The 25,271-nt window shown below is 63.5% G+C and carries 26 protein-coding genes; 10 read left to right on the forward strand and 16 right to left on the reverse strand.

Translation table 11 applies throughout. The features are described from left to right. Nucleotides 1–78 precede the first annotated feature (78 nt). On the forward strand, nucleotides 79–1,422 hold the full coding sequence (pabB, locus tag IMX18_RS15180) for an aminodeoxychorismate synthase component I (RefSeq protein ID WP_217190579.1): 1,344 nt from the start codon (nucleotides 79–81) through the stop codon (nucleotides 1,420–1,422). 166 nt (nucleotides 1,423–1,588) lie between these two features. After that, nucleotides 1,589–2,323, forward strand: a complete 735-nt coding sequence (locus IMX18_RS15185; RefSeq protein ID WP_015269712.1) for a phosphoadenylyl-sulfate reductase — start codon at nucleotides 1,589–1,591, stop codon at nucleotides 2,321–2,323. Between the two features lie 122 nt (nucleotides 2,324–2,445). Here the strand turns inward: IMX18_RS15185 and cysB are convergent, their stop codons facing one another. From cysB to IMX18_RS15200, 3 genes are all read right to left on the reverse strand, one after another. Continuing rightward, on the reverse strand, nucleotides 2,446–3,420 hold the full coding sequence (gene cysB / locus IMX18_RS15190) for an HTH-type transcriptional regulator CysB (RefSeq protein WP_013971904.1): 975 nt from the start codon (nucleotides 3,418–3,420) through the stop codon (nucleotides 2,446–2,448). A gap of 129 nt (nucleotides 3,421–3,549) precedes the next feature. Further along, nucleotides 3,550–4,047: a universal stress protein gene (locus IMX18_RS15195; protein WP_015269711.1), complete on the reverse strand. Its 498-nt coding sequence runs from the start codon at nucleotides 4,045–4,047 to the stop codon at nucleotides 3,550–3,552. A 124-nt stretch (nucleotides 4,048–4,171) separates the two neighbouring features. Further along, entirely contained in the window at nucleotides 4,172–5,119 is a 948-nt protein-coding gene (locus IMX18_RS15200) for a putative 2-dehydropantoate 2-reductase (protein ID WP_137138077.1), read from the reverse strand. A gap of 231 nt (nucleotides 5,120–5,350) precedes the next feature. Here IMX18_RS15200 and IMX18_RS15205 point away from each other — a divergent pair, with 231 nt between their 5' ends. Beyond that, a complete protein-coding gene (locus tag IMX18_RS15205) occupies nucleotides 5,351–6,427 on the forward strand; it encodes a 3-deoxy-7-phosphoheptulonate synthase (protein WP_013971901.1) in 1,077 nt (358 codons plus the stop codon). 132 nt (nucleotides 6,428–6,559) lie between these two features. On the opposite strand, the gene IMX18_RS15210 is transcribed toward IMX18_RS15205, so the two are convergent. Then, entirely contained in the window at nucleotides 6,560–6,841 is a 282-nt protein-coding gene (locus IMX18_RS15210; protein ID WP_003259781.1) for a GNAT family N-acetyltransferase, read from the reverse strand. Between the two features lie 510 nt (nucleotides 6,842–7,351). Here IMX18_RS15210 and oprI point away from each other — a divergent pair. After that, entirely contained in the window at nucleotides 7,352–7,603 is a 252-nt protein-coding gene (oprI, locus tag IMX18_RS15215) for an outer membrane lipoprotei OprI (protein ID WP_003259780.1), read from the forward strand. Nucleotides 7,604–7,735: 132 nt separating this feature from the next. On the opposite strand, the gene IMX18_RS15220 is transcribed toward oprI, so the two are convergent. The 3 genes from IMX18_RS15220 to IMX18_RS15230 form a co-directional block, all read right to left on the reverse strand. Continuing rightward, the gene (locus IMX18_RS15220; RefSeq protein ID WP_003259779.1) at nucleotides 7,736–8,713 is read right to left on the reverse strand and encodes a L,D-transpeptidase family protein; all 978 of its coding nucleotides are present in this window, start codon (nucleotides 8,711–8,713) and stop codon (nucleotides 7,736–7,738) included. A 111-nt stretch (nucleotides 8,714–8,824) separates the two neighbouring features. Continuing rightward, nucleotides 8,825–9,115, reverse strand: a complete 291-nt coding sequence (locus IMX18_RS15225; protein ID WP_013971899.1) for a hypothetical protein — start codon at nucleotides 9,113–9,115, stop codon at nucleotides 8,825–8,827. 58 nt (nucleotides 9,116–9,173) lie between these two features. Then, nucleotides 9,174–9,779 (reverse strand): arylesterase, encoded by a 606-nt coding sequence (locus tag IMX18_RS15230; RefSeq protein ID WP_191472943.1) that lies wholly within the window; start codon nucleotides 9,777–9,779, stop codon nucleotides 9,174–9,176. A gap of 10 nt (nucleotides 9,780–9,789) precedes the next feature. On the opposite strand from IMX18_RS15230, the gene IMX18_RS15235 reads away from it, so the two are divergent. Then, the gene (locus tag IMX18_RS15235) at nucleotides 9,790–10,473 is read left to right on the forward strand and encodes an ABC transporter ATP-binding protein (RefSeq protein ID WP_003259775.1); all 684 of its coding nucleotides are present in this window, start codon (nucleotides 9,790–9,792) and stop codon (nucleotides 10,471–10,473) included. Beyond that, nucleotides 10,473–12,980, forward strand: coding sequence for an ABC transporter permease (locus IMX18_RS15240; protein WP_191472945.1), 2,508 nt, complete (start codon nucleotides 10,473–10,475; stop codon nucleotides 12,978–12,980). Before IMX18_RS15235 ends, IMX18_RS15240 begins: the two co-directional genes overlap by 1 nt. Nucleotides 12,981–13,106: 126 nt before the next feature. Here IMX18_RS15240 and greB read toward each other — a convergent pair whose 3' ends face one another. From greB to IMX18_RS15260, 4 genes are all read right to left on the reverse strand, one after another. Further along, entirely contained in the window at nucleotides 13,107–13,580 is a 474-nt protein-coding gene (gene greB, locus IMX18_RS15245; protein WP_054572842.1) for a transcription elongation factor GreB, read from the reverse strand. An 11-nt stretch (nucleotides 13,581–13,591) separates the two neighbouring features. Continuing rightward, nucleotides 13,592–13,900, reverse strand: coding sequence for a hypothetical protein (locus IMX18_RS15250; RefSeq protein ID WP_054572841.1), 309 nt, complete (start codon nucleotides 13,898–13,900; stop codon nucleotides 13,592–13,594). 249 nt (nucleotides 13,901–14,149) lie between these two features. After that, entirely contained in the window at nucleotides 14,150–14,587 is a 438-nt protein-coding gene (locus IMX18_RS15255) for a DoxX family protein (RefSeq protein ID WP_015269705.1), read from the reverse strand. 114 nt (nucleotides 14,588–14,701) lie between these two features. Further along, entirely contained in the window at nucleotides 14,702–16,108 is a 1,407-nt protein-coding gene (locus IMX18_RS15260) for an MltF family protein (protein WP_015269704.1), read from the reverse strand. 158 nt (nucleotides 16,109–16,266) lie between these two features. On the opposite strand from IMX18_RS15260, the gene IMX18_RS15265 reads away from it, so the two are divergent. The 3 genes from IMX18_RS15265 (at nucleotide 16,267) to IMX18_RS15275 (ending at nucleotide 19,243) form a co-directional block, all read left to right on the forward strand. Further along, entirely contained in the window at nucleotides 16,267–17,064 is a 798-nt protein-coding gene (locus IMX18_RS15265) for a TatD family hydrolase (protein WP_217190578.1), read from the forward strand. Nucleotides 17,065–17,320: 256 nt separating this feature from the next. Then, nucleotides 17,321–18,799, forward strand: a complete 1,479-nt coding sequence (locus IMX18_RS15270) for a methyl-accepting chemotaxis protein (protein ID WP_013971890.1) — start codon at nucleotides 17,321–17,323, stop codon at nucleotides 18,797–18,799. Nucleotides 18,800–18,874: 75 nt separating this feature from the next. Further along, a complete protein-coding gene (locus IMX18_RS15275; RefSeq protein ID WP_054572839.1) occupies nucleotides 18,875–19,243 on the forward strand; it encodes an Mpo1-like protein in 369 nt (122 codons plus the stop codon). A gap of 168 nt (nucleotides 19,244–19,411) precedes the next feature. On the opposite strand, the gene IMX18_RS15280 is transcribed toward IMX18_RS15275, so the two are convergent. From IMX18_RS15280 to IMX18_RS15290, 3 genes are all read right to left on the reverse strand, one after another. Continuing rightward, on the reverse strand, nucleotides 19,412–20,209 hold the full coding sequence (locus IMX18_RS15280; RefSeq protein ID WP_015269701.1) for an acyl-CoA thioesterase: 798 nt from the start codon (nucleotides 20,207–20,209) through the stop codon (nucleotides 19,412–19,414). Nucleotides 20,210–20,286: 77 nt separating this feature from the next. After that, entirely contained in the window at nucleotides 20,287–21,066 is a 780-nt protein-coding gene (locus IMX18_RS15285) for a CHAD domain-containing protein (RefSeq protein WP_015269700.1), read from the reverse strand. A 17-nt stretch (nucleotides 21,067–21,083) separates the two neighbouring features. Then, on the reverse strand, nucleotides 21,084–21,362 hold the full coding sequence (locus tag IMX18_RS15290; RefSeq protein ID WP_003259403.1) for a hypothetical protein: 279 nt from the start codon (nucleotides 21,360–21,362) through the stop codon (nucleotides 21,084–21,086). A gap of 178 nt (nucleotides 21,363–21,540) precedes the next feature. Between IMX18_RS15290 and IMX18_RS15295 the strand changes: the two genes are divergently transcribed. Then, nucleotides 21,541–22,581, forward strand: coding sequence for a patatin-like phospholipase family protein (locus IMX18_RS15295; protein WP_024086621.1), 1,041 nt, complete (start codon nucleotides 21,541–21,543; stop codon nucleotides 22,579–22,581). Between the two features lie 237 nt (nucleotides 22,582–22,818). On the opposite strand, the gene IMX18_RS15300 is transcribed toward IMX18_RS15295, so the two are convergent. Together IMX18_RS15300 and IMX18_RS15305 are read right to left on the reverse strand one after the other, a co-directional pair. Further along, nucleotides 22,819–24,690, reverse strand: coding sequence for a SurA N-terminal domain-containing protein (locus tag IMX18_RS15300; protein ID WP_015269698.1), 1,872 nt, complete (start codon nucleotides 24,688–24,690; stop codon nucleotides 22,819–22,821). Between the two features lie 183 nt (nucleotides 24,691–24,873). Further along, nucleotides 24,874–25,146 carry an HU family DNA-binding protein gene (locus IMX18_RS15305; RefSeq protein ID WP_003259401.1) on the reverse strand — a complete coding sequence of 91 codons (273 nt, stop codon included), beginning with the start codon at nucleotides 25,144–25,146 and terminating at the stop codon, nucleotides 24,874–24,876. Nucleotides 25,147–25,271 lie beyond the last annotated feature (125 nt).

Raw genomic sequence — 25,271 nt, forward strand, 5'->3', positions numbered from 1 at the left:
TGTCGCGCCCAGCGCTAGGCGCATTTCCTGCACAGGTCTACAATCGCTCTCCTCGCTTTTACATCGCCGTCCACACTGATGCCGACCTGTACGCTCCACCCCCTGCCCTACCAGCCCGACCCTGCCGCCTTTTTCGCCCGCCTGCGCCAGGCCCCCGGTGCGATCCTGCTGGACAGCGCCCGCCCCGGCGCCGAACGCGGGCGCTTCGACCTGCTCAGCGCCTGGCCGCTGCAACACCTGCAGGCGCAGCCCGACGAAGATGGCCGCACCTTCCTCCAGCGCCTGCGCGCCGGCCTGGCACAGCTGGGCCATGCGCAGTTGCCCGCAGGCAGCGAGCTGCCGTTTGCCGGCGGCCTGATCGGCTACCTGAGCTATGACTTCGGCCGCCGCCTGGAACACCTGCCCAGCCTGGCCGTGGACGACCTTGGCCTGCCGGACGCGCAACTGGGGCTGTATGCCTGGGCGCTGGTGACCGACCACCAGTGCGCGATCAGCCAACTGGTGTTCCACCCGAGCCTGCCGGACAGCGAACGGGAACGCCTGATCGCCCTGTTCGAAGGTGTCGACAACGCGGAAAGCGGCAGCTTCCAGCTACTCGCGCCGATGGCCGGCGACCTGCAGCCCGAGCAGTACAAGGCCGCCTTTGACCAGGTGCAGCGCTACATCCAGGCCGGCGACTGCTACCAGATCAACCTTACCCAGCGCTTCCGCGCGCCCTGCCAGGGCGACCCGTGGCACGCTTACCAGGCCCTGCGCAAAGCCTGCCCCACCCCCTTCTCCGGCTACCAGCAACTGGCCGACGGCAGCGCCCTGCTGAGCTTTTCGCCCGAACGCTTCATCCGCGTCAGCCAGCGCCAGGTGGAAACCCGGCCGATCAAGGGCACCCGCCCGCGCGCCAGCAACCCGGCAGAAGACATGCGCAATGCCGAGGAGCTGCTGCACAGCCCCAAGGATCGCTCGGAAAACCTGATGATCGTCGACCTGCTGCGCAACGACCTGGGGCGTACCTGCGAGATCGGCTCGGTGAAGGTGCCGGAGCTGTTCAGCCTGGAGAGCTACCCCAACGTGCACCACCTGGTCAGCAGCATCACCGGCCAGTTGGCCAGCGACAAGGATGCCCTTGACCTGATCGGCGACAGCTTCCCCGGCGGTTCGATCACCGGCGCGCCGAAGATCCGCGCCATGCAGATCATCGATGAACTGGAGCCGGCACGCCGGGCGCTGTACTGCGGCTCACTGCTCTACGTGGATGTGCGCGGCGAGATGGACAGCTCGATTGCCATTCGCAGCCTGCTGGTCAAGGGTGGGCAGGTCAGTTGCTGGGGCGGCGGCGCGGTGGTGGCCGACTCCGAGTGGCAGGCCGAATATGAAGAGTCGATTGCCAAGGTGCGGGTGTTGATGGAGACCTTGCAGGGCTTGTGATCGGCGGCGCCTGCTTCGCGGGCTCGCCCGCTCCCACAACTGGCAGATGTGCGCTGTACCTGTGGGCGCAGGCGCCACCGACTCCAGGCCCGCCTAACCCGGCATTTTTTGTTACCATCACCTCACTACGAGCGCACAGCGCCACAGCCAAGATGGAAACCGCCTGATGAGCCAACCCTTCGACGTCGCCGCCCTGGCCGCGACCTATGCCAACAAGTCCCCGCAGGACATCCTCAAGCTTGCCTTCGAGCACTTCGGTGATGACCTGTGGATTTCCTTCAGCGGCGCCGAGGACGTGGTGCTGGTGGACATGGCCTGGAAGCTGAACAAGCAGGTCAAGGTGTTCAGCCTCGATACCGGCCGCCTGCACCCGGAGACTTACCGGTTCATCGACCAGGTCCGCGAGCAGTACAACCTGCCGATCGAAATCCTCAGCCCCGACCGCGCCAAACTCGACCCGTTCGTCAAGGAAAAGGGCCTGTTCAGCTTCTACAAGGACGGCCACGGCGAGTGCTGCGGCATCCGCAAGATCGAGCCGCTGCGTCGCAAGTTGGCCACCGTTAGCGCCTGGGCCACCGGCCAGCGCCGCGACCAGAGCCCGGGCACCCGCAGCCAGGTGGCTGCAGTGGAAATCGACAGCGCGTTCTCCACGCCCGAACGCACCCTGTACAAGTTCAACCCACTGGCGCAGATGACCAGCGAGGAGGTGTGGGGTTATATCCGCATGCTGGAGCTGCCGTACAACAGCCTGCACGAGCGCGGCTTCATCAGCATCGGCTGCGAGCCCTGCACCCGCCCGGTGCTGCCAAACCAGCATGAGCGCGAAGGGCGTTGGTGGTGGGAAGAGTCGACGCAGAAGGAATGCGGGTTGCACGCGGGCAACCTGATCAGCAAGGCTTGAAATAGCCGGGGCTGTTTCACAGCCCATCGCGACACAAGGCCGCTCCTACAGGGGAATGTGATCTCCTGTAGGAGCGGCCTTGTGTCGCGATGGGCCGCAAAGCGGCCCCCTGCAATTCCGGATCAGTGCACCGGCAGCTCGACGCCTTCGAACAGATCTTCCAGCTCCTGCTTGTTATGGCACTGAATGGCCTTGGCCATCACTTCACGGGTCAGGTGCGGGGCGAACTTCTCAATGAAGTCGCACATGAAACCACGCAGGAAAGTGCCGCGGCGGAAGCCGATCTTGGTAATGCTGGCTTCGAACAGCTCGCTGGCATCCAGGGCCACCAGGTCGCTGTCGAGTTTGGTGTCCACCGCCATCTTGGCGACGATTCCCACGCCCAGCCCCAGGCGCACATAAGTTTTGATCACGTCGGCGTCAGCCGCGGTAAACACAACTTTCGGCGTGAGGCCGCGGTGGTTGAACGCTTCGTCCAGCTTCGAACGCCCGGTGAAACCGAACACGTAGGTAACGATCGGGTATTCGGCGACCGCTTCCAGGGTAAGCTTTGGCAGCTTGGTCAACGGATGGCCCTGCGGCACTACCACGCAGCGATTCCACTTGTAGCACGGCATCATGATCAGGTCGCCGAACAGCTCCAGCGCCTCGGTGGCGATGGCAAAGTCGACCGTACCGTCCGCAGCCATTTCGGCAATCTGCATGGGCGAACCCTGGTGCATGTGCAAGGACACTTCCGGGTACTGCTTGATGAAGTTGCTGATCACCGGCGGCAAGGCATAACGCGCCTGGGTGTGGGTGGTGGCGATGGACAGCGTGCCCTTCTTCTCGTTGGAGAACTCCTGGGCAATCTGCTTGATGCTTTCGACCTTGCGCAGGATTTCGCCGGCGGTATTGATGATGCGCTCACCGGCCGGGGTAACGCGGGTCAGGTGCTTGCCGCTGCGGGCAAAGACTTCAACACCCAGTTCATCCTCGAGCAGGCGGATCTGCTTGCTGATACCTGGCTGGGAGGTATACAGGCTCTGCGCCGTCGCGGAGACGTTGAGGTCATGGTGCGCCACTTCCCAGATGTAGCGCAGTTGTTGAAGCTTCATAGGTTTCCCTCGGTTCAGCGATGAGTCCGCGGCAGCAGGCGGCGACGATATATAACTATATTAGTGGTTCTGGAAATAAATCTAGAACTATTTTGTTACATACCACCCCGAAATGGCCTACGGCCATCTTCATGCTTTCCTACGCCCCAAATGCTGCGCCAGCGGCACCATGTATACCGGTACCGGCGACAGCTGCAGCAGCCGTACCGCTGTGCGCCCCAATGGCACATCCACGCCGGCGCCGGCACTATGGCTACCGAAAATCAGCAGATCGACGCTCAGCCGCTGTGCCTGGTCGAGGATCACCTGCGCTGGGTCGCCCTGGCGTACCCGCACTGCCTTGATCACTGCCAGGTCAGCCTCCTCGCCAAGTTCGTCGCGAAAGTTTTCCAGCACACGCTGCTCGATATTGGCCATCACCGTATTCACCCCCTGGCTGTGCAACTGGTCGAGCGTCTGTTCATCCAGGTAGCTCTGCAGGAGAGATTCAGCGAACTGGCCCATGGGCTCCACCGCATGGATCACATACAACTCGGCGCCAAATGTGCGCGCCAGCGCCAGCGCGTGTTGCATGACAAAAGGGGCGTAGACACCGAGGTCGGTGGCATACAGCATGGAGTGGATCATTCGACCTCCTCGACTGCCGCTGCGGCAGAGCAAGCTTCAGCTTAGCAGCGCGCCGGACGCACGCTTTGCCGTCCGGCGCGCTGCCGATGCGGGCTGGAGCGCCCCGACGGGGCCAGAGCCACCCTCAGCGGGGCTGTTGGCCCCGGTCGATGAAAGCCAGCGCCTGATACAGCATCTCCATGCGCGGCAAGTGGCAGCCTGCCGCACGCGCCTGTGCCAACGGCTCGGCATAGATGGCCTGCAGCTCCAGCGGGCGCTTGTGGACATGGTCGTGGTACATGCTGGGCCAGTAGTCGGGCATGCGCTCGGTCACCTGGAACAGGTGCTCGGCATATCCCTCGGGCAACACATGGCCACATGCCGCCGCGCCTTGTACTACCTCCGCCATCAAGGCCTGGATCAGGGCACGGCCATTACTGTCGGCCATCAACGGCGTGGTGCTGGCTCCGAGCAGCACCGACAGGCCGTTATAGGGCACATTCCATACCAGCTTCTGCCAGCGTGCCTGGGCCAGGTCGGGCATGGCCTGCGAGTCGATGCCCGCAGCCCGGAACAGCTCAGCACCCTCATTGACCAGCGCGGCACCGCCATCGTTTGCCGGCCCGCTGTGGTAGCCGAGGTTGACCGCGCCCAGGGCCTGGTGGCGAATCACGCCGGGCGCCTGGCGGTTGACGCAGATGAAACACAGGCCGCCGAGCAGGTGCATGTCGCTGCGCAAGGCCGGACGCAACTGCTCCTCCACGCCCAGACCATTCTGCAACAGCACCACCTTGGCGCCCGGTGCAGCCGCCTGCACGATCAGCGGCGCCAACTGGTCATTGCTGGTGGCCTTGGCACCCACCAGCAGCCAGTCGCAGGGCGGCATGCCGGCGGCACTGGAATAGGCCTGCACCTTTGTCTGCAGTTTGCCATGCTCGGCACTTTCCAGGGTCAACCCCTGCTTGCGGACAACCTCGTACTCGCTGCGCAAAAGAAAATGCACATCGAAGCCGGCCCGGGCCAGCATCAACCCATAGAAGCCGCCGATGGCGCCACTGCCGATGATGCCGATACGTGGTGTGTGCGGGTGCATGCCGATCTCCTGGTAAAAGTCAGCCCTCTTTTTACACAGGTTGCGCGGCGCTGGGCAGCCCATGCACGGCAAACACCTGCCATCTCGGAAAAACCCCACACGGACTGGGCCCAGCCCATTGTCGCGCCACCTGTAACGCGCTAAGGTTCGGCTCCCCGCTGCGATTATTCTTGCTGCTGGGCCGCACGGGGATAGTTGGCGGCCGGCACCCGTGACCTGACGAGTAACACGATGGCTGATTTACCGATCGATGACTTGAACGTTGCCTCCAACGAGACCCTGATCACACCCGATCAGCTCAAGAAGGAAATCCCCCTCAGCGCCAAGGCCCTGCAGACCGTGACTGCCGGCCGTGAAGTGGTGCGCAATATTCTCGACGGCAAGGACCATCGCCTGTTCGTCGTGGTCGGCCCTTGCTCGATCCACGACATCAAGGCCGCCCACGAGTACGCCGAGCGCCTGAAAGTGCTGGCCGAGGAAGTGTCCGACACGCTGTACCTGGTCATGCGCGTGTATTTCGAAAAACCGCGTACCACCGTCGGCTGGAAAGGCCTGATCAACGACCCGTACCTGGATGACTCGTTCAAGATCCAGGATGGCCTGCACATCGGCCGCAAGCTGCTGCTGGACCTGGCCGAAATGGGCCTGCCGACCGCCACCGAAGCGCTCGACCCGATTTCCCCGCAGTACCTGCAGGACCTGATCAGCTGGTCGGCCATCGGCGCCCGCACCACCGAATCGCAGACCCACCGCGAGATGGCTTCGGGCCTGTCCTCGGCAGTCGGTTTCAAGAACGGCACCGACGGCGGCCTGACCGTTGCCATCAACGCCCTGCAGTCGGTATCCAAGCCGCACCGCTTCCTCGGCATCAACCAGGAAGGCGGCGTGTCGATCGTCACCACCAAGGGCAACCCGTACGGCCACGTGGTACTGCGCGGCGGCAACGGCAAGCCGAACTACGACTCGGTCAGCGTCGCCCTCTGCGAACAGGACCTGGCCAAGGCCAAGATCAAGGCCAATATCATGGTCGACTGCAGCCACGCCAACTCCAACAAGGACCCGGCCCTGCAACCACTGGTGATGGAGAACGTCGCCAACCAGATCCTCGAAGGCAACCAGTCGATCATCGGCCTGATGGTCGAGAGCCACCTGAACTGGGGCTGCCAGTCGATTCCGAAGAACCTGGACGAGCTGCAGTATGGCGTGTCGATTACCGATGCCTGCATCGACTGGTCGGCTACCGAGAAGACCCTGCGCAGCATGCGTGCCAAGCTTAAGGATGTGCTGCCGCAGCGTAAGCGCGGCTGATGCAATAAAAGAGCGGGGCCGCTTCGCGCCCCATCGCGACACAAGGCCGCTCCTACAGGGTTATGCGATTTCCTGTAGGAGCGGCCTTGTGTCGCGATGGGGCGCGAAGCGGCCCCGCTTTTTTATACAGAATCAGACCTTGCTCGAATGCCGCTGCTGGCGCTCCATGTAGCGTTCCACGTACGAGCAGGACGGAATCACCGTGTAGCCCATCTGCTCAGCATACTCCAGGGCCCGCTCGGTCAGGGCGGCAGCAATCCCGCGGCCGCGCAGGGCGTTGGGTACGAAGGTGCGATAGATGTCCAGCGTCTGCTTGCCCAGGTCCATGTACGTCAGATAGGCACGATGACCGTCCACGCTGGTCTCGAACTGATGACCGGCCTGGTCATGATGGATGGTCAGCGCTTCGCTCATCACTACTCCTCGCAGGTCTTCTCGGCAGACCCATACCTTAACCGATGGTGGTTTATCCGGCACAGAATCCTCTACGCCACCTGTTGCCCACTTCGACCACTGGACGATTGCAATCGTTCGGATCTTCTGGCACTCACAAGATAGTAGGCGCCGCAGGCAGGATTGCTCAAGGTGGTGGCGGTTAAAAATGGCGAAAATGCAGCCAAATGCCATTCTTGACCGCGCGCCCTGCAGCAACCGGATGTACTAGGGCTTAAGACGCTGGCAGACAGTTAGAGTCACCCTTAGTTCAACAAAAAAGTTCCTGTACTACAGTCGCTTGCGAGCCTTGCACGTTTTTTTCACGGAGCGTGCCGCAAATCTTGTCGAAAAGGCGTCAGGCAACATTTTTTTTGCAGTTCTTGCGCTTAGTCAGTTTACTTACTACAAGTAATGGGTACTATGTACGCCGGCCAGTTTCTCTTTTCCGAGAGATGGCTATTTAATAGAAAGTCCTTGAAGGGGAACACGATGAACAACGTTCTGAAATTCTCTGCTCTGGCTCTGGCCGCAGTTCTGGCTACCGGTTGCAGCAGCGTATCCAAAGAAACCGAAGCTCGTCTGACTGCGACTGAAGACGCAGCAGCTCGCGCTCAAGCTCGTGCTGACGAAGCCTACCGTAAGGCTGACGACGCACTGGCAGCCGCTCAGAAGGCTCAGCAGACCGCTGACGAAGCCAACGAGCGCGCTCTGCGTATGCTGGACAAAGCCAGCCGCAAGTAATAATCCTCACGGATTGTTATGAAGCCGACCCACTTGTGGGTCGGCTTTTTTATTGCCTGCGCACAAGGCAAACGCGCCAGGCAGAAACGAAAAGGCCTGCACTAAGGCAGGCCCGGGTGTGTCGCAATTACCTTACTGCAGTTCGGGCGGAATGCTCGAAACCATCGGCGCACCACCCTGGTTTTCGGTCGGTACGGCAATTTCCACCGGCATGCCATCTTCCGCGGCCACCACATCACGCACCATGTCCCAGTTCATGCGTAGGTTATTGGCCAGGTCTTCTCGCTTGAGCAAGGCATTGATAACAGCAGTGTGTTTATCGACCACCGACGGATTACCCTGGTCGTCCAGCGGCGTGTGCGCCTCCAGATAGACCTTGCCACCACTGATACCGAACTTGTAGGGCTCGTTGATGATGCGCACCGGCGTACCCACCGGCACCATCTTCGACAGTTCCAGCACGTTGTTGTTGAGCATGCGGAAGCAACCGTGGCTGGTACGCATGCCAATGCCGAACTTCTTGTTCGAACCGTGGATCAGGTAGCCCGGCACGCCGAGGGTGAACTTGAACGGCCCCAGCGGGTTGTCCGGGCCAGCCGGCACCACGCTCGGCAGGATGTCGCCGTCAGCCGCGTGCTCGGCACGGATGGACGCTGGCGGAGTCCAGGTCGGGTTTGGCGTCTTGGCAGTGATCTTGGTATTGGCGATCGGCGAACCCCAGCCTTCACGACCGATGCCCAGCGGGAATGTATGCACCACGTTCTGCCCTTTCGGGAAGTAGTACATACGGTATTCGGCCAGGTTGATAACGATGCCTTCACGCGGGCCAGGCGGCAGGATGTAGCGGGTCGGCAGGATGATCTCGGTGCCGGCACCTGGCAACCACGGGTCCACGCCCGGGTTGGCGGCGATCATTTCCAGGTAGCCGAGGTCGTTGGCAGTGCCGATATCGGCGAACGTGTCCTCGTACTTTGCCTTGATCACATGCACCTGGCCGATGATGTCTTCACCGGGTGGTGGCAGTGGCAGCTCCAGCGCAGCAGCGGGGCCTGCTACCAGCAGGGCGGCCAGGGACAGGCTACGGGTGACGGCAGGAAAGCGCGGCAACATCCGGTAAATCCTTCGAAAGGTGGGTCAAGAGAATCGATTGTACACCCGCGCCGATGCAAGCGGGAGGCATTGGCGCCATGCAAGCGTTTCAGATGATGAAAGGTGCGGCGTTCAGCCGCCCTGCAGCTCTGGCCACACCGGGCGCATGCCGCGCCGCTGGGCATCGAGGATGGCGCGGCACAGGTCGCACAGGCGGCCATCGCGGTAGATCGAGCGCGGCACCCCCGACCAGCGCGGTTGCGCCGGCAGCAGGCCACCGCACAAGGTGCGATCGGCCGGTACGCCCAGCTCCAGCTGGCGGGCCACGAGGTGGACGCGGATTTCCTGGCAGGCGAACAGGTCGAGCTGCTCATCAGGCTCGATCAGTTGGTAGGCATACAGGGACCAGGCAGGGCGCGGCATCGGTGGCACTCGAAACGGGGGGCGCAACATTAGCCGAAAGCCGGCGCCGTTTAAAGCGTCACAGCAAGGGTTTTATCGCCGGCCAGGCATTTTCCAGCAGGCGCTGCTGGGCGGCCTGGGCCGGGTGAATGCCATCCGCCTGCATCAACTCAGGCACGCCCCCTACCCCCTCGAGGAAAAACGGCACCAGCGGCACCTGTTTTTCCGTCGCCAGCCGCTCATACACCTGGGCGAAGGCGGTGGTGTAGCGGACGCCATAATTGGGTGGCAGGCGCATGCCCAGCAGCACCACCTTGGCACCGGCCTTGCGCGAGCTCTCGATCATCGAGGCAAGATTTTGTTGCAATTGCGCTGGCGGCTGCCCACGCAGGCCATCATTGCCGCCCAGTTCCAGTACCACCAGGCTCGGCTTGTGCGCTGCAAGCAGCGCCGGCAGCCGCGCCTGGCCACCTGCACTGGTGTCGCCGCTGATCGATGCATTGACCACCTTGTCGTCGAAACCTTCGTCCCGCAGGCGGGTCTGCAACAGGGAAACCCAGCCCTGGCGGGTATCCAGGCCAAAACCGGCGCTGATACTATCGCCGACAACCAGCAGTGTTCCCGCCGCCGCGCTCTGGGCCAGGCAATACAGGGCCAGACCGGCACTCAACCACCACACTCGCATCGGATTCTCCATGGGCCCCAGCATTCTCGTTGCGCAGAACCTTAGCAAAGTGGTCCCCAGCGCGGAAGGTGACCTGACCATCCTGCACGCCCTGTCCCTCGACCTGGCCCAAGGCGACAGCCTGGCAATCGTCGGCGCCTCGGGTTCGGGCAAGTCGACCCTGCTCGGCCTGCTCGCCGGCCTCGACCAGCCCAGTGCCGGCAAGGTCATCCTTGCTGGCCACGACCTGGGGCCGCTGGATGAAGACCAGCGCGCGCGGGTGCGCGCCGAACATGTGGGTTTCGTGTTCCAGTCGTTCCAGTTGCTCGACAGCCTCAATGCCCTGGAGAACGTCATGCTGCCGCTGGAACTGGATGGCCGCCGCGATGCCCGCGAACACGCGCGCACCCTGCTCGAACGGGTCGGTCTGGGCAAGCGCCTGAGCCACACTCCGCGCCAGCTTTCGGGCGGCGAACAACAACGGGTGGCCATCGCCCGCGCCTTCGCCGCGCAACCGGCAGTGCTGTTTGCCGACGAACCCACCGGCAACCTCGACAGCCACACCGGCGAACGCATCAGCGACTTGCTGTTCGAACTGAACAAGGAGCGCGGCACCACCCTGGTGCTGGTTACCCATGACGAACGCCTGGCCCGGCGCTGCCGCCGCCAGATTCGCCTGGATGCGGGCCGCCTGGTGGCCCCGGCGGAGGCCTGATGACCCACATGCCGCTGTCCCGCCTGTGCGGCCTGGCCCTGCGCCAGCTGCTGCGCGACATTCGCGCAAGCGAAGTGCGCGTGCTGTTCTTCGCCCTGCTGGTGGCGGTCGCGGCCAGCACTGCCATCGGCTATTTCGGTGCCCGCCTCAACGGCGCCATGCAACTGCGCGCCAGCGAGTTCCTTGGTGCCGACCTGGTGCTGCAGGGCAGCGCCCCGGCCCGCGACCAGCAGATCGAGGCCGGCAAGGCACTGGGCCTGCGCCACGCCCAGGTCGTCGAGTTCACCAGCGTGGTCGGCGGCGACAACGGCATCCAGCTGTCCAGCGTCAAGGCTGCCGACGGTGCCTACCCATTGCGCGGGCAAGTGCGCAGTGCTGCGCAGCCCTATGCCACAGAAACCCCGGGCGGCGGCCCGGCACCTGGCGAAGCATGGGTCGAACCACGCCTGTTGGCGGCATTGGGGCTGAAGGTTGGCGACAGCATCGACGTGGGCATGAAGACGCTGCGCATGAGCCGCGTACTGACCTACGAACCGGACCGCGCCAACAACTTCTACAGCCTTACCCCACGGGTAATGATGAACCTGGCCGACCTGCAAGCCACCGGCGTGATCCAGCCGGGCAGCCGGGTCACCTACCGCGACCTGTGGCGCGGCGATGCCGAAGCGCTGGCCCAGTACCGCGGGGCACTGAAAAAGGACCTGGCCGCCAACCAGCGCCTGCGCGACACCCGCGATGGCAACCAGCAGGTCGGCGGCGCGCTGGGCAAGGCCGAGCGCTACCTGAACATGGCCAGCCTGGTGGCGGTGCTGCTGGCAGGCGTTGCCGTGGCCCTGTCGGCCAGCCGCTATGCCGCACGCCGCCTGGACGCCAGCGCCCTGCTGCGCTGCCTGGGCCTTTCGCGCCGCCAGGCACTGGGCCTGTACTGCCTGCAGCTGGCCATGCTCGGCCTGGTCGCCGCGCTGGCCGGCGCCCTGCTCGGCTGGCTGGCGCAACTGGGCCTGTTCCGCCTGCTGCATGGCCTGTTGCCAAGCGTGGTGCCTGCAGGCGGCATCGTCCCAGCCCTGGCCGGCATCGCTACCGGGCTGGTAGCCCTGGCCGGTTTCGCCCTGCCGCCAATTGCCGCGCTGGGCCAGGTACCGCCGCTTCGCGTGCTGCGCCGCGACCTGCTGCCGATACCGCCCAGCAGCTGGCTGGTGTACGGTGCGGCCCTGTTCGCCCTGGGCCTGATCATGTGGCGCCTGAGCCTCGACCTGCTGCTCACCTTCGCCCTGCTCGGTGGCGGCCTGGTCGCCACGCTGCTGCTCGGCGGCCTGCTGCTGCTCGGTTTGCGCAGCCTGCGCCAATTGCTGGCCGGGGCACCACTGACCTGGCGACTGGGGCTGGGCCAACTGCTGCGCCACCCCATGGCCGCTGCCGGCCAGGCCCTGGCCTTCGGCCTGATCCTGCTGGCCATGGCCCTGGTCGCGCTGCTGCGCGCAGAACTGCTCGACACCTGGCAAGCGCAGCTGCCCAAGGATGCACCCAACCATTTCGCCCTGAACATCCTGCCGGATGATCGTGAGCCCTTCGCCCAACACCTGCAGCAGGTCAATGCCACCTCGGCGCCGCTGTACCCGGTGACACCCGGCCGCCTGGTAAAAATCAACGAGCAACCGGTGCAGCAGGTGGTCAGCAAGGACTCGGCAGGTGAGCGCGCCGTTCAGCGCGACCTCAGCCTGACGTGGGCGGCCGAGCTGCCCGAAGGCAACGCACTGACAGGCGGCAACTGGTGGCAGGCGTTGCCCGCTGAAGATGAAATCCCCGGTGTGTCGGTGGAGGCTGAACTGGCCAACAGCCTGAAGCTGCAACTGGGCGACCTGCTAACCTTCGACATCGGCGGCCAGCAACGCCAGGCACGGGTCAGCAGCCTGCGCAGCGTGCACTGGGACAGCTTCCAGCCGAACTTCTACATGATCTTCCAACCCGGCACGCTGCAGGGGCTCCCGACCACCTACCTGACCAGCTTTTATCTGGCACCGGGCCATGACCTGGATGTGGTGGCGCTGTCACGGGCATTCCCGGCAGTGACCATCCTGCAGGTGGACGCCCTGCTCGATCAGCTGCGCAGCATCCTCGCCCAGGTGACCCTGGCGGTCGAGTATGTGTTGCTGTTCGTGCTGGCAGCCGGGCTGGCGGTGCTGTTCGCTGGCTTGCAGGCAACGCTGGACGAGCGCATCCGCCAGGGCGCCTTGCTGCGTGCGCTGGGCGCAGCGCGGCCATTGCTGGTCAAGGCGCGGCGGATCGAGTTCGGCTTGCTGGGTGCGGCCAGCGGCTTGCTGGCGGCGGTCGGGTGCGAGCTGATTACCCTGGTGCTGTACCGCTATGCCTTCGACCTGCAATGGAGCCCGCATGTATGGTTGCTGCTGTTGCCCCTGGCAGGGGCGCTGCTGGTAGGTGGGGCGGGGGTGCTGGGGACGCGGCGGGCGTTGAATGCCAGCCCGTTGGCGGTCTTGCGGGAAGGGTGAGACTTACCTGTCAGGGCCCTATCGCCGGCAAGCCAGCTCCCACCTCGACCGCATCGGCCTCGAGGCATGCGCTATCCCTGTGGCAGCTGGCTTGCCGGCGATAGGGCCATAACAGGCAATATCAGATCAGTGCCCGTAGCTGATGCTGTTCACATACCAGGTCGCTTCACCGGTAGGTGTGTGCACCACCACCTCATCACCCTCCTCCTTCTTCAGCAAGGCACGAGCCATGGGCGAGTCGATCGAGATGTAGTCATTGCGCCCATAGATCTCGTCATACCCGACAATGCGAAACTTCATGGTCTCGCCCTCGTCGTTCTCAATCTCCACCCAGGCACCGAAAAACACCTTGCCCTCCTGCTGCGGCGAGTAGGCCACCACCTTCACATCTTCAAGACGCTTGCGCAGGTAACGCACCCGGCGGTCGATCTCGCGCAGCAGCTTCTTGTTGTACTGGTAGTCGGCATTCTCGCTGCGGTCGCCCAGCGAGGCCGCCCAGGTAACCTTCTGGGTAATCTCCGGGCGGTACACCCGCCACAGGTGGTCCAGTTCTTTCTTCAGCGCCTCATGGCCTTCCGTGGTGATGATATTGGTACTCAACAGCGCGCTCCTCAGCGGCGGGTAATCAAGCCTTGACGCGCGATACGGGTGAGGTGGCCGATGATATCTGCGGCCTCGTCCGGCGCCGGGGCCTGGATCACGGCCAGGTCGAAACGGTCATTGCCATACTGCGCGAGGTGACAGCCGCTATCGGCAAACTGGATCAGAAAGGCCCGCGCCTGGCCCTTGCGCCTGGACAGGCCTTCAAGGTGACGCAAAAGAGTGGGTTGATGCTGGCCGCCGAGCAGGATGCGCGGTGTGCGGGACGCCTGGCTGGCAGGCAAGGGGCTCAAACAGACACTGGTACGTGGGCAACTCATGGAGCTTCTCTCCGCCTCGCGAATCCCGCTGGGCAGCGGTGGGAGGCGTCACCGAACCAGCGCTTTAGCGGTATTTCGGATGACCCGGAGAGGGGCTTTCCTGCGCCCCGCAAGTAGCTGTTTAAATCGGCGCAGACGGTATGCTAGAGCCATGAGCTGGAAGTTGCAAGCAACAAGCCGCAAGCAGTGGCAGGCCAATACTCGGTCTGCTCTTGCTTGCGGCTTGTTGCTTGTAGCGTGCAGCTGTCGTTACCGGGCGATCAGGCGGTCCAGCGAGAAGCGGCCAGCGCCTTCGATCAGCACCGCGACGGTGCCAGCCAGCAGGGCCAGGCCGAACTCATAGCCGTTGTTGGACATGAACAGGCCGTTGCCGATGTGCACCGAGAGGATCGCCACCACCAGGGTCACCGCCAGCACCAGGGCCGCCGGGCGGGCCAGCAGGCCGATCACCAGCGCCAGGCCGCCGAAGAACTCGGCACTACCGGACAGCAGGGCCATCAGGTAACCCGGGGCCAGGCCGATGCTCTCCATCCACTGGCCAGTGCCTTCCAGGCCATAGCCACCGAACATGCCGAACAGTTTTTGCGCGCCATGCGCAATGAAGATGATGCCGACCAGGATACGGATGACGCTCAGGCCAGCGCCGGCGCGGGTGGAGAACAGAGCGTTGAGGGTAGCGTTGTTCATGTCGAAGACTCCTTGAAGCGGGAAAGTTGTGTTGGGATGGGCGCCATCATAATCGATTATATAGATATGAGAATCGCAAAAAAACCCAACATAACAATCGACAAAATCGATTTATCAACGTTTAGCCACACGCTCCAGCGCGGCACGCTCCCGGTTGAACGCTACAAAGTACTTGTTCACGCTATTGACGAAGTTGACGGGCCCCATGCCCACCTGCTCCATGGCGATACGTTCGGTCTGGAAAAACCACTGGTCGCCATTCAGCCCGCGACGCCGCGCCTCCGCACGCATGGCCTGGACCCGCTCGGGCCCCAGGTTGTAGGCCGCCAGGACGAAGGCCATGCGCTCGCGCTCGTTGATCTTGGCGCTGGCAAAGAACTTGCGCCGGATCAGCGCCAGGTAACGGGCGCTAGCCTGGACATTGCCATCCACCGTGGCGGTGTTGCTCACCCCCACGCGCTGCGCCGCCGAAGGGGTGATCTGCATCAGGCCATGGGCCCCTCCGGTGCCGCGCGCTGCCGGGTTGAGCGTCGACTCCTTGAAGGCCAGCGCGGCCAGGTTGAGCCAGTCGATCTGCTGCGCCTCACCGTGTTTCTGCAGCACCGCCCGCAGTGCGGTCAGGCGCTGGCGATTCTTGCTGGCCAAGGGGTCGTGCACCCGGTACTGGCGGCGGTAGATGCGCTCGAACGCGGCGTCCTGGTTGTCCGGTGCGCGGTAGCCCTGCAGAAAGCGATCGACCGTGGCCTGCAACTGCGGCGCATCGGGCCTCACATACCAACGCATGGCTTGCGGCGCCCCCAGTTTTACGCGGCTGTCCAGGCGCAGGCGCGGCATCACCCGGGCCCAGCGCCGGGCGATCGGCTGCTCGACCACGGTCAGGTGATAGATGCCGGCCTGGACCATTTCCAGCACATCCTCCACCGCCAAGGTCGAGTCGACCCACTCCACCTTGATCGGCGCGCGCTTGCGCAGCGCCAGCTGCTGGTTGACCTGCTGGATCAAAGGGCCGGCCGCGCTGGCGCTGGTCAGGGCCACGGTACGCCCGGACAACTGCTCGACATGGCTGAAACTGCGCTCGCCCTTGCGCCCCACCAGCAGCAGCGGCACCTGGTCGAGCACTGGTGCGCTGCTGCTGACCCCGCGCACCACGGCGGGGTCGAGCAGCTCGCCCGGCGCGGCCAGGTCGCCCTCGCCACGGGCCAGGGCGCCCAGCAACTGCTCCTTGGCCCGCGGGATCAGCTTGAGCTGGATCTCCTGGCCGTCGGCGGCGCGGGCATTGAGGTAATGCTCCAGGGCACGCAAGCGATAGTATTCGATGCCGACCGGCTCGCCCTTGACCTCACCGGAGCTGTTGCGGCTCTGGTTGACCAGCACCCGCAGCACCTGGCTGGTGCGAATCTGTTGCAGGTCACGGACCTTGGCCGGCGCGATGTTCTGCTGCGGTCCCGGCACGCGCGCGTGGGCAGGCCCGGTCAAGGTCAGCCCAAGCATCAGCAGGAAAATGAGCCAGCATCGCTGCATGCGAAAACGTGTCCGTGGTCGGTGAGCGGCATCCATGGGGTTGCACCGCCAAGAGAGAAATGACGGCAAAAGACCACGGCAACAGCATGAAGTTCTTGGTTTTTTCAGAAAAACACGGTTTTTGCTATGCTGGCCGCCCCGCGGCACGAGATAGCACCATGCAACTGATCGATATCGGCGTCAACCTGACCAACAGCAGTTTCCACGACCAGCAGGCGGCAATCGTCGAGCGCGCCCTTGAGGCCGGGGTCACGCAGATGGTGCTGACGGGCACCAGCCTGGCGGTCAGCGAACAGGCGCTGGAGCTGTGCCAGCAACTGGATGCGAGCGGCGCGCACCTGTTCGCCACGGCAGGCGTACACCCTCATGATGCCAAAACCTGGGATGCCGGCAGCGAGCGCCAGTTGCGCCAGCTGTTGAGTGAACCACGTGTACGCGCCGTGGGTGAATGCGGCCTGGACTTCAACCGCGACTTCTCCCCTCGCCCGCTGCAGGAAAAAGCCCTGGAGGCACAACTGGCACTGGCTGCCGAGCTGCGTCTGCCGGTGTTCCTGCACGAACGCGACGCCAGCGAACGCCTGCTGGCGATCCTCAAGGATTACCGCGACCACCTGACCGGCGCAGTGGTGCACTGCTTTACCGGCGAGCGCGACGCGCTGTTCGCCTACCTGGACATGGACCTGCACATCGGTATTACCGGCTGGATCTGCGACGAACGCCGTGGCACCCATCTGCATCCGCTGGTGGGCAACATTGCCGAGGGGCGGCTGGTGCTGGAGAGCGATGCGCCTTACCTGCTGCCGCGCAGCCTGCGGCCCAAGCCGAAGAACGGGCGCAACGAACCAGCGTTCCTGCCAGAGGTGTTGCGTGAAGTGGCCTTGCACCGGGGTGAGTCGACCGAACATACGGCGGCACATACCACGGCAACGGCGCGGGCGTTTTTCCAACTCCCCTGAACCCGACGCGTTCTCCTGTAGGAGCGGCCTTGTGTCGCGAAAGGGCCGCAACGCGGCCCCGGCAATCTATCCGCTGAAGCTGAAAACCTGGGGGCGCTTCGCACCCCTATCGCGCCACAAGGCCGCTCCTACAAAAGCGCGGCAGTACTTGCGGCGGAATTTTCTTGATACACATCAAGAAAGGCCCTGGCTTGCGCAGGCACAATGATGGCACCTTGCCAATATTGTTCCCGCTCAACTCAGAGAAGACCTGCCCATGGGTGCCTGGCTTAGCAATGTTTCCCTGAAGTACAAGTTCTGGGCCGTCAACGCGGTGGCCTTTGTCACGACCTTGCTGCTGGTGCTCTATGCCGTGCACCTGGAGCAGCGCGCCCGCGCCGAGGCCGCGCAGGCCCAGGCGGCCGCGCAGGCGCAACTGCTTGCTGCCTGGCCGGCCGGCCAGCCGCTACCCCGCCCGGCCAATGTCATCAGCTGGTCGCCCGGGCAAACGCCCACCTTCGCGGGCGAACCCCTGGAGGCCCTGCGCAATGCCCAAGGCTGGGTCGAACTGCCTGCCGCCCGGCTCTTGGGCAACAACCCGCTACAGGGCGCGCAGGTACTGCGCAACGGTGATCAGCAAATGGCCGTGCTGGCCCAGTCGCCAAGCCTGCGCCAGGTGTTCTTCGACCGATTCAGCAACTACGCGGTATGCGTACTGATCCTGATGCTGGCCATGCTCGGCGCCTCACAGTTGCTGATCCGCTTCCTGCTCAGCCAGCTCAACACCCTCAAGGATGTGATGCTGCACGTGGAAAAGACCGGCGACCTGTCGGCCCGCGTGCCGTTGGCCTGTGGTGACGAGGTCGGCCAGATGGCCGGGGCCTTCAATGCCATGCAGGCGACCTACCACCGCGTGGTCAGTACTGTCGCCCACACCGCTGCGCAACTGGACTCCGGTGCCGCGCGCCTGGCCGCGAGCATGAGCGACGTGCGCCACGGCATGCTCGGCCAGCAGAGCGAGACCGACCAGGCCGCTACCGCCATCAACGAAATGTCAGCAACGGTGCACCACATCGCCCAGCATGCCGGCGCCACCCGTGACCTGTCACAAACAGCCGACGCCCTGGCCGGTAGCGGCCAGGAGGTGGTCAGCCGGGTACAGGACTCGATCTCCGGGCTGTCCAGCGGCGTGCAGCAAACTGCCGAGATGATTCGTCAACTGGCCGAAGACAGTCAGAAGATCAATGGCGTGGTCAGTGTGATCCACAGCATCGCCGAGCAGACCAACCTGCTGGCGCTCAATGCCGCCATCGAAGCAGCGCGCGCCGGCGACCTGGGCCGCGGCTTTGCCGTGGTGGCCGATGAAGTGCGCAACCTGGCCAAGCGCGTACAAAACTCCACCGACGAGATCACCACCATGGTTTCGGCCCTGCAGTCGGGCACCCGGGATGCAGTGGAGTTCATGCAGGAGAGCTCGTACAAGGCCGACGACTGCGTCCGCCAGGCCCAGGAGGCCGGCGAAGCACTGGCCGAGATTACCGGTGCCGTGGCGCAGATGCGCGAAAGCAACACCCAGATTGCCGTGGCAGCCGAGCAGCAAAGCCAGGTGGCCGAGGAAATGAACCGCGCCGTGGTGAGTATCCGCGATGTCACCGAACAGACCGTGCAACAGACCGTGGGCTCGGCAACCACCAGCAGCGAACTGGCAACCTTGGCCGGTGAACTGAACAAGGCCATTGGCCAGCTCAAGCTATAGTCACCATAGCCAGCCTCGATTGGCCCCCGCCTGGGGGGCGCACTAAGCTTTGGGCATGACCGAGAGGAAATGCCCATGAGCAAACGCCTGCCCAACCTGCCCGCCTGGCAATGGCGCGGCTACCACCACAATCACCGCCACCCGGCCAACCTGGTGCTGCACCTGATCGCCGTGCCTTTGTTCATCCTTGGCACGTTGCTGATTCTGTCCGGCCTGTTCAGCCTGGACCTGGGCCAGATTGCCGTTGGCATCATTGCGCTGATCGCCGGCCTGGGCCTGCAACGCCAGGGCCACCGACTGGAAGCCGAGCAACCCGAACCCTTCGCCAACCGCAAGGATGCCGTGCAACGCCTGCTGACCGAGCAGTTCATCACCTTTCCGCGCTTCTTGCTGAGCGGGGCCTGGTGGAAGGCCTGGCGGGAACGACACAAGCATCGCCATTGATGCTCCAATCACGCGCAATCTTTTGTAGGAGCGGCCTTGTGTCGCGAAAGGGCTGCGCAGCAGCCCCGGATTTACAGCTTCGCCGCGAAGATTGCCGGGGCCGCTTTGCGGCCCTTTCGCGACACAAGGCCGCTCCTACAGGAAAGCGTGCAGGCCTGCAGGTATCTGCTAGGCAAACACGGTAACCGTCTGCCGGCTCAAGGCCAGCAACTCGCCCTGCGCCGTCCTCAACGCAGCGGCAGCGTGCCCGTAACCATCCCGCGCATGCTCGGTTTCCACGCAATAACGGCACCAATCCAGGGTCGATAGCTGCGCCGTGGGCTGCATGAATTCTATGGTCCAGGTCAACGTACTGCCGGCAGCCGGCTGTTTGAGAAACGGCATCAGGCTTGGCGGCCAGGCATCGACCAGCGCCAGCAGGTGCGCCTCGTTGACCGGTTCTTCGGCCACCCCGCGCAAACGTACCCAACCGCCCATTTGCCGCGACTGATTGCCACTGAACGGCAAACCACCCACCGCCCAGCGCAAGGCCACATGCTGCATGAACTCCGGAGTAACGCCTTTGATATGGGGTAGCTCGGGAGCTGCATCGTCGAGCGCTTTCATTTCCTCGGCCGGCAAGGCTGGCACATCGACCACCGACGGCCGCCCTGCACCGAAATTGCCCTGCACCAGCGTCACTACCTGGCCGTCTTGAACGGCACGGCCCAGCAAGGTGCTGACAGCCTTGCCTTCACGCAGCACCTCTACATCGAAGCGGATTGGCACATCTGCCGCGGCTGGCGCCACAAAGCTGATGGCCAAAGAACGCACGGGGCGGTCATCGGAGATTTTCTGGCGCATGGCTTCATACACCATGGCCGCCATCAGCCCGCCAAAGGCGGCGCGCCCCTGGGCCCAGCTTGGCGGGACACATACAGCTTCGGGGTTGGCCCGCACGGCGTCGAGCAGTTGGTTGAAATTCATTGGCCGGCTCCTGCCTGCTGCGAATAAGGTCTGCCCATCCTAGCCAGCAAACCCATACCGATCAGCCCGCATTTCGGTCATTTTTCGGGCTTTCGCCGCGCCAACGCCCGCTGCAGTGCATCCAGCGTCGCATCCGAATGGCGCTCGGCCTCGTGCAATTCCTGCTCCCAGGCGACCTTGCACGGCGCCAGGTCGGCATGCTCGCGCGCCTGCAGCAGCCATTGCAGGCGATCATGCCAGTCACCCAAATCGCCCTGGGCCTGCTTCAGCAAGCGCCGCAACTGCTTGCCCGCATGGTCGAGCTGCGGATAGGCCTCATCGCCATAGCGCGCACGCTTGATCAGCAAGCGCAAGCGGTGGCGGTCGTGGGCCGGGTCCTGCAGCGCCTGGTACAACTTGCGCCACTGCTTGACCAGGCGTTTGTCGATGCGCTTTTCCAGCGCCTTGACCAAGCCCTCGCGACCGGCTGCACGCATGAACAGCGGAAACGCGTCGACAATCGCCAGCACCCGCGTCAGCTCGGGGCTGGCGGCAACACTGGCGAATGTCCTGGCACGCCCTTCCAGGCGCCGCTGCCCGGCCTCGGCAAAACCATGCCCAATCAGTTCGGCCGCCAGCACCTCACGGTCGCGCAACGGCGTGGTGAGGGTACCCAACGACCTGGCGGCCTCCTCCAGCTGCTCCACCCCCGGCAGCCCACGCAGCGGCCGCAGCAGGCTGCGCAGGCGCCGCAGGGTGGTGCGCAGGTCATGCAAGGCCTCGCTGTCGGTATCGGCAGCCAGGCGCTCGCGGCAGGCCAGCAGGCGCACCTGCAAGGCCACTATCTGGGCAACCACGTGATCGAGCATGGCAGACATTGAAAGACGCTCCTTGGTCAGCGCCCGGCGCGAGACTCACGAATGTAGAAACGGGCCTTTTCGGCTTTTCTGGTACAGCTTTCATAACCTTCGAACTGCTGTTGGGTCTTGGCACCGGTCAGCAGCGACAAGGCCTTGGAGTAGCTCACGGCACCGGCAAAGCCTTCGGCCTTGGCCAGGTCCAGCTCCTTCCAGGCGGCATCCAGTTGGGTTGCGCAACTCTCGCGGTAGGCCGTCTTGCCCGCGCAGCCAGCAAGGGCCAAGGCAATCAGTGGAAGGCAGATCCAGGCTTTCATCGGTAATACCTCAATGGAAAAAACATTGGCTGTTCGACGCCCCGGCATCTGAAAAGTGCCCTGCCCAGCCAGCTTGGCCCAGCCAGTTTTATTACAGTAGCTCAGCACGATGCACATTGAAGCACAGGTGGCGATGGGTGCATTGTAGGACCATGGTTGCACTGGCCGGGGAATGTTCATGAGCAAACGCGTGGCACTGGTACTGGGATCGGGTGGAGCCCGGGGGTATGCACACATCGGGGTGATCGAGGAAATCGAGCGCCGCGGCTACGACATTGCCTGTATCGCCGGCTGCTCGATGGGTGCGGTGATCGGCGGCATCTACGCCGCGGGCAAGCTGGAAGACTACCGCAACTGGATCGAGAGCCTCGACTACCTGGATGTGTTGCGCCTGGTCGATGTCAGCTTTCGCCTCGGCGCAATTCGCGGCGACAAGGTGTTCGGGCAAATCCGCAAGATCGTCGGCGAGATCAACATCGAGCAATTGCGCATCCCCTACACCGCGGTTGCAGCCGACCTCACCAACCAGCAGGAAATCTGGTTCCAGGAGGGCTGCCTGCACCAGGCCATGCGCGCCTCGGCAGCCATCCCCAGCCTGTTCACCCCGGTGATGCAAGGCAACCGCATGCTGGTCGACGGCGGCATCCTCAACCCGCTGCCGATCGTGCCGGTGGTGTCCAGCCACTGCGACCTGATCATCGCGGTCAACCTCAATGCCACCAACCAGAAGCAGTACCAGCTACCGGTGATCGAACGCCCAGCGGCGTTCAAGATGCGCTTCGATGCGCTACTCAGTTCGCTGGGTTCGCGCTTGCCGTTCCGGCGCAAGCCGGCGGAGGAGCTGATACGTATCGAGCAGGAAATCGTCGCCGAAGGGCTGGCGCCGCCTAACCCGTGGCTGGCCGATGCCGCCAACCCGGAAGGCCAGCAACCGGCGGCGGCACCGGAGCGCGAGGGTGCGCCAAAGTCTGCGACCGGCTCGTTCATCATCGACAACGTGGGGCCCGCTTCGCTGCTGGACTTGATCAACCAGAGCTTCGAGGTCATGCAGACCTCGTTGGCACAGTACAAGATCGCAGGCTATCCACCGGATGTGCTGATCAACGTGCCCAAACGAGTGTGCCGGTTTTTCGAGTTCTACAAGGCGCCGGAGCTGATTGCCCTGGGGCGGGAGATTGCGCGGGATACGCTGGATATCCATGAAGGGGTGAAACGCTAACATGGCCTGTACTGGCCTCATTGCCGGCATCGACGTCAAGACATGCGAAGCACATGTAGGAGCAGCCTTGCGCTGCGAAGAGGCCATCAGGGCCGAAGAGAATCTATTGCCCTGCTGGCCTCTTCGCAGCGCAAGGCTGCTCCTACAGGGGTATCGAACAGGCCTAAAGCGCGGCGATGAGCAACAGAAACGAAACAGGCCGCTCAAGGCGGCCTGTTCGTTCATGCATCCATCACCTTAGTAGCGGGTGATGTCCGCCTTGGCTTCCAGCTGCTTGCGGTATGCCGCGAAGTCCTGCTGGCCAGCACGCGATGCGAGGTAGCGGCGGATCTGCTGCTTCTCTTCGTCGGTGGCAGCAGCGCCTTCGTTGACACCCTTGAGCTGCAGTACCACCAGGCTACCGTCACGCAGCACGACGCTGCCATAAACCGGCTTGTCCTTGGCCTGTGGCTTGCCCAGGCGGAACAGCGCCTGCAGCTCGGCCGGGTCGATACCGTCCTCGCCGCGGGTAACTGCTTCATAGGCCTTCCAGCCCTGCCCTTCGTGCACACTGCCCGCTGCGATGGAACCGTCACGCAGGCCGGCAATCAGCTTGTCCGCCTTGGCCTTGAGCTCGGCAGTTGCCTTCTCCTTGGCCAGGTGCTCGCTGATGTTCTTGGCCACGGCTTCCAGCGGCAGCTGCTCAGGCTTGCGGTGCTCCTTGACGCGCAGCACCACGGTGGTTTCCGGGTCGAGCTCGATGGCGGTGCTGTTGGCACCCTCCTCCAGCACTTCTTCGGAGAATGCGGCCTGCACGACCGAACGGTTGGCAGTGATGCCTTCGCCACCCTCGCGGCCGAACGCTGCGGAGGTTTGCACCTTCAGGTTCAGGTCCTGGGCCGGCTGGGCCAGGTCGGAAGCCTCGTAGGCAGCATCCTGCAGCTGCTTACTGGCATCTACGTAACGCTGCTCGACCAGCGGGATCTTCAGGTCACGGGTCAGCTTGTCCTTCAGGCTGGCGAAGCTCGGCACTTCCGGCGCCTGCACGCCCAGCAGCTTGATAAGGTGGTAGCCGAACTCGGTGCGAACCGGCGCCGAGACCTGACCGTCCTGCAGCTTGTACAGCGCATCCTCGAACGCCGGGTCGTAAACGCCCGGGCCGGCGAAGCCAAGGTCACCGCCGCTATTGGCCGAACCAGGGTCCTGGGAGAACTCCTTGGCCAGCGCGGCAAAGTCTTCGCCCTTGGCCAGGCGCTGCTCGATCTCTTCGGCGCGGGCCTTGGCCTGGGCGTCGGTGACCTTGTCGTTGACCTCGATGAGGATGTGCGCGGCATGGCGCTGCTCGGCGAGGTTGGCGATTTCCTTCTCGTACTGGGCCTTGAGCTCTTCGTCGGTCACCTTGACCTGATCGAAGAACGCCGACTTCTTCAGCTCGATGTAGTCGATCACCACCTGGTCTGGCGACATGAACTCCTTGGCGTGCTGGTCGTAGTGCGCCTTGATCTCTTCATCGCTGACCTTGACCGCGGCCGGGTCGGCCTTGAAGGTCAGGGAAGCGAAGTCACGGGTCTGCTTCTCGAGGCGGGCAAAGGCATCGACCTGCTGGTCGGTCACGAAGCTGCTGCCGGCCAGGCCGGTGCGCAGCTGGCCGATGAGCATTTCCTCGGCAAGCATGTCGCGGAACTGCATGCGGCCATAGCCCATCTGGCGAATGACCTGGTCAAAACGGTCGGCACTGAACTTGCCGTCCACCTGAAACTCCGGCGTCTGCAGGATCACCTGGTCCAGTGCGGCCTCGGAGAAGGCGAATTTGGCATCTTCGGCGCCTTGCAGCAGCAGCTTGCGGCTGATCAGCCCCTTCAGTGCCTCTTCGCGCAGCAATTTGTCATCCAGCAGCGCCGGGTCGAAATCCTTGCCCAACTGTTGCATCAGCTGACGGCGCTGCATGTCGGCCGCCTGGCTCAGCTCGTTCTGGCTGATGGTCTGGCCGTTCACCTTGGCGGCGTCCTGGCTATGGGTGGCGGCCTGGAAAATGGCTTCGAAGCCGGTCAACGCCATCAACACGACGATAAGGCCGATGATGGTCTTGGCAATCCAACCTTGTGAATTGTCCCTGATATTTTGCAGCATGCGTCCCCCAGAAACGGCTGTACCACTGCGTCGACAACCGCGGAGCGTGGGTAGAAACCTGATAAAAGAAAGGCGCATCCGAGGATGCGCCTTTTCTTAGCAAACGTGTCAGGCGGGAACGTTTGCGCCCCGCCATCACCGTGCTCGGACCTGGCCAGGCCGGGTCCGGCTGAAAGAGACGACTTAGTTGACGGCGTCTTTCAGGCCTTTGCCAGCCTTGAAGCCTGGAACCTTGGCGGCAGCGATCTTGATCGCGTTACCGGTTTGCGGGTTGCGGCCGGTGCGCTCTGCACGCTCCTTGACCGAGAAGGTACCGAAGCCAACCAGTACCACATCGTCACCTTGCTTCAGGGCGCCGGTGACGGATTCGATGACTGCGTCCAGCGCACGGCCGGCTACAGCTTTCGGGATGTCAGCAGATGCGGCGATAGCGTCAATCAGTTCCGACTTGTTCACTCTAAGTCCCCTTATTTCTCTATTGAGTTTGTTTCTAAGTATGTAATGAAAAGCTTATGAAACGTGCGCTGGGTGGCCTGATGACAATAGCGTGCCGCTTTATAGCAAGGCCCCGAAAAAACTGT

Source organism: Pseudomonas shirazica (genome assembly GCF_015168335.1).
Classification (GTDB): Bacteria; Pseudomonadota; Gammaproteobacteria; order Pseudomonadales; family Pseudomonadaceae; genus Aquipseudomonas; species Aquipseudomonas asiatica.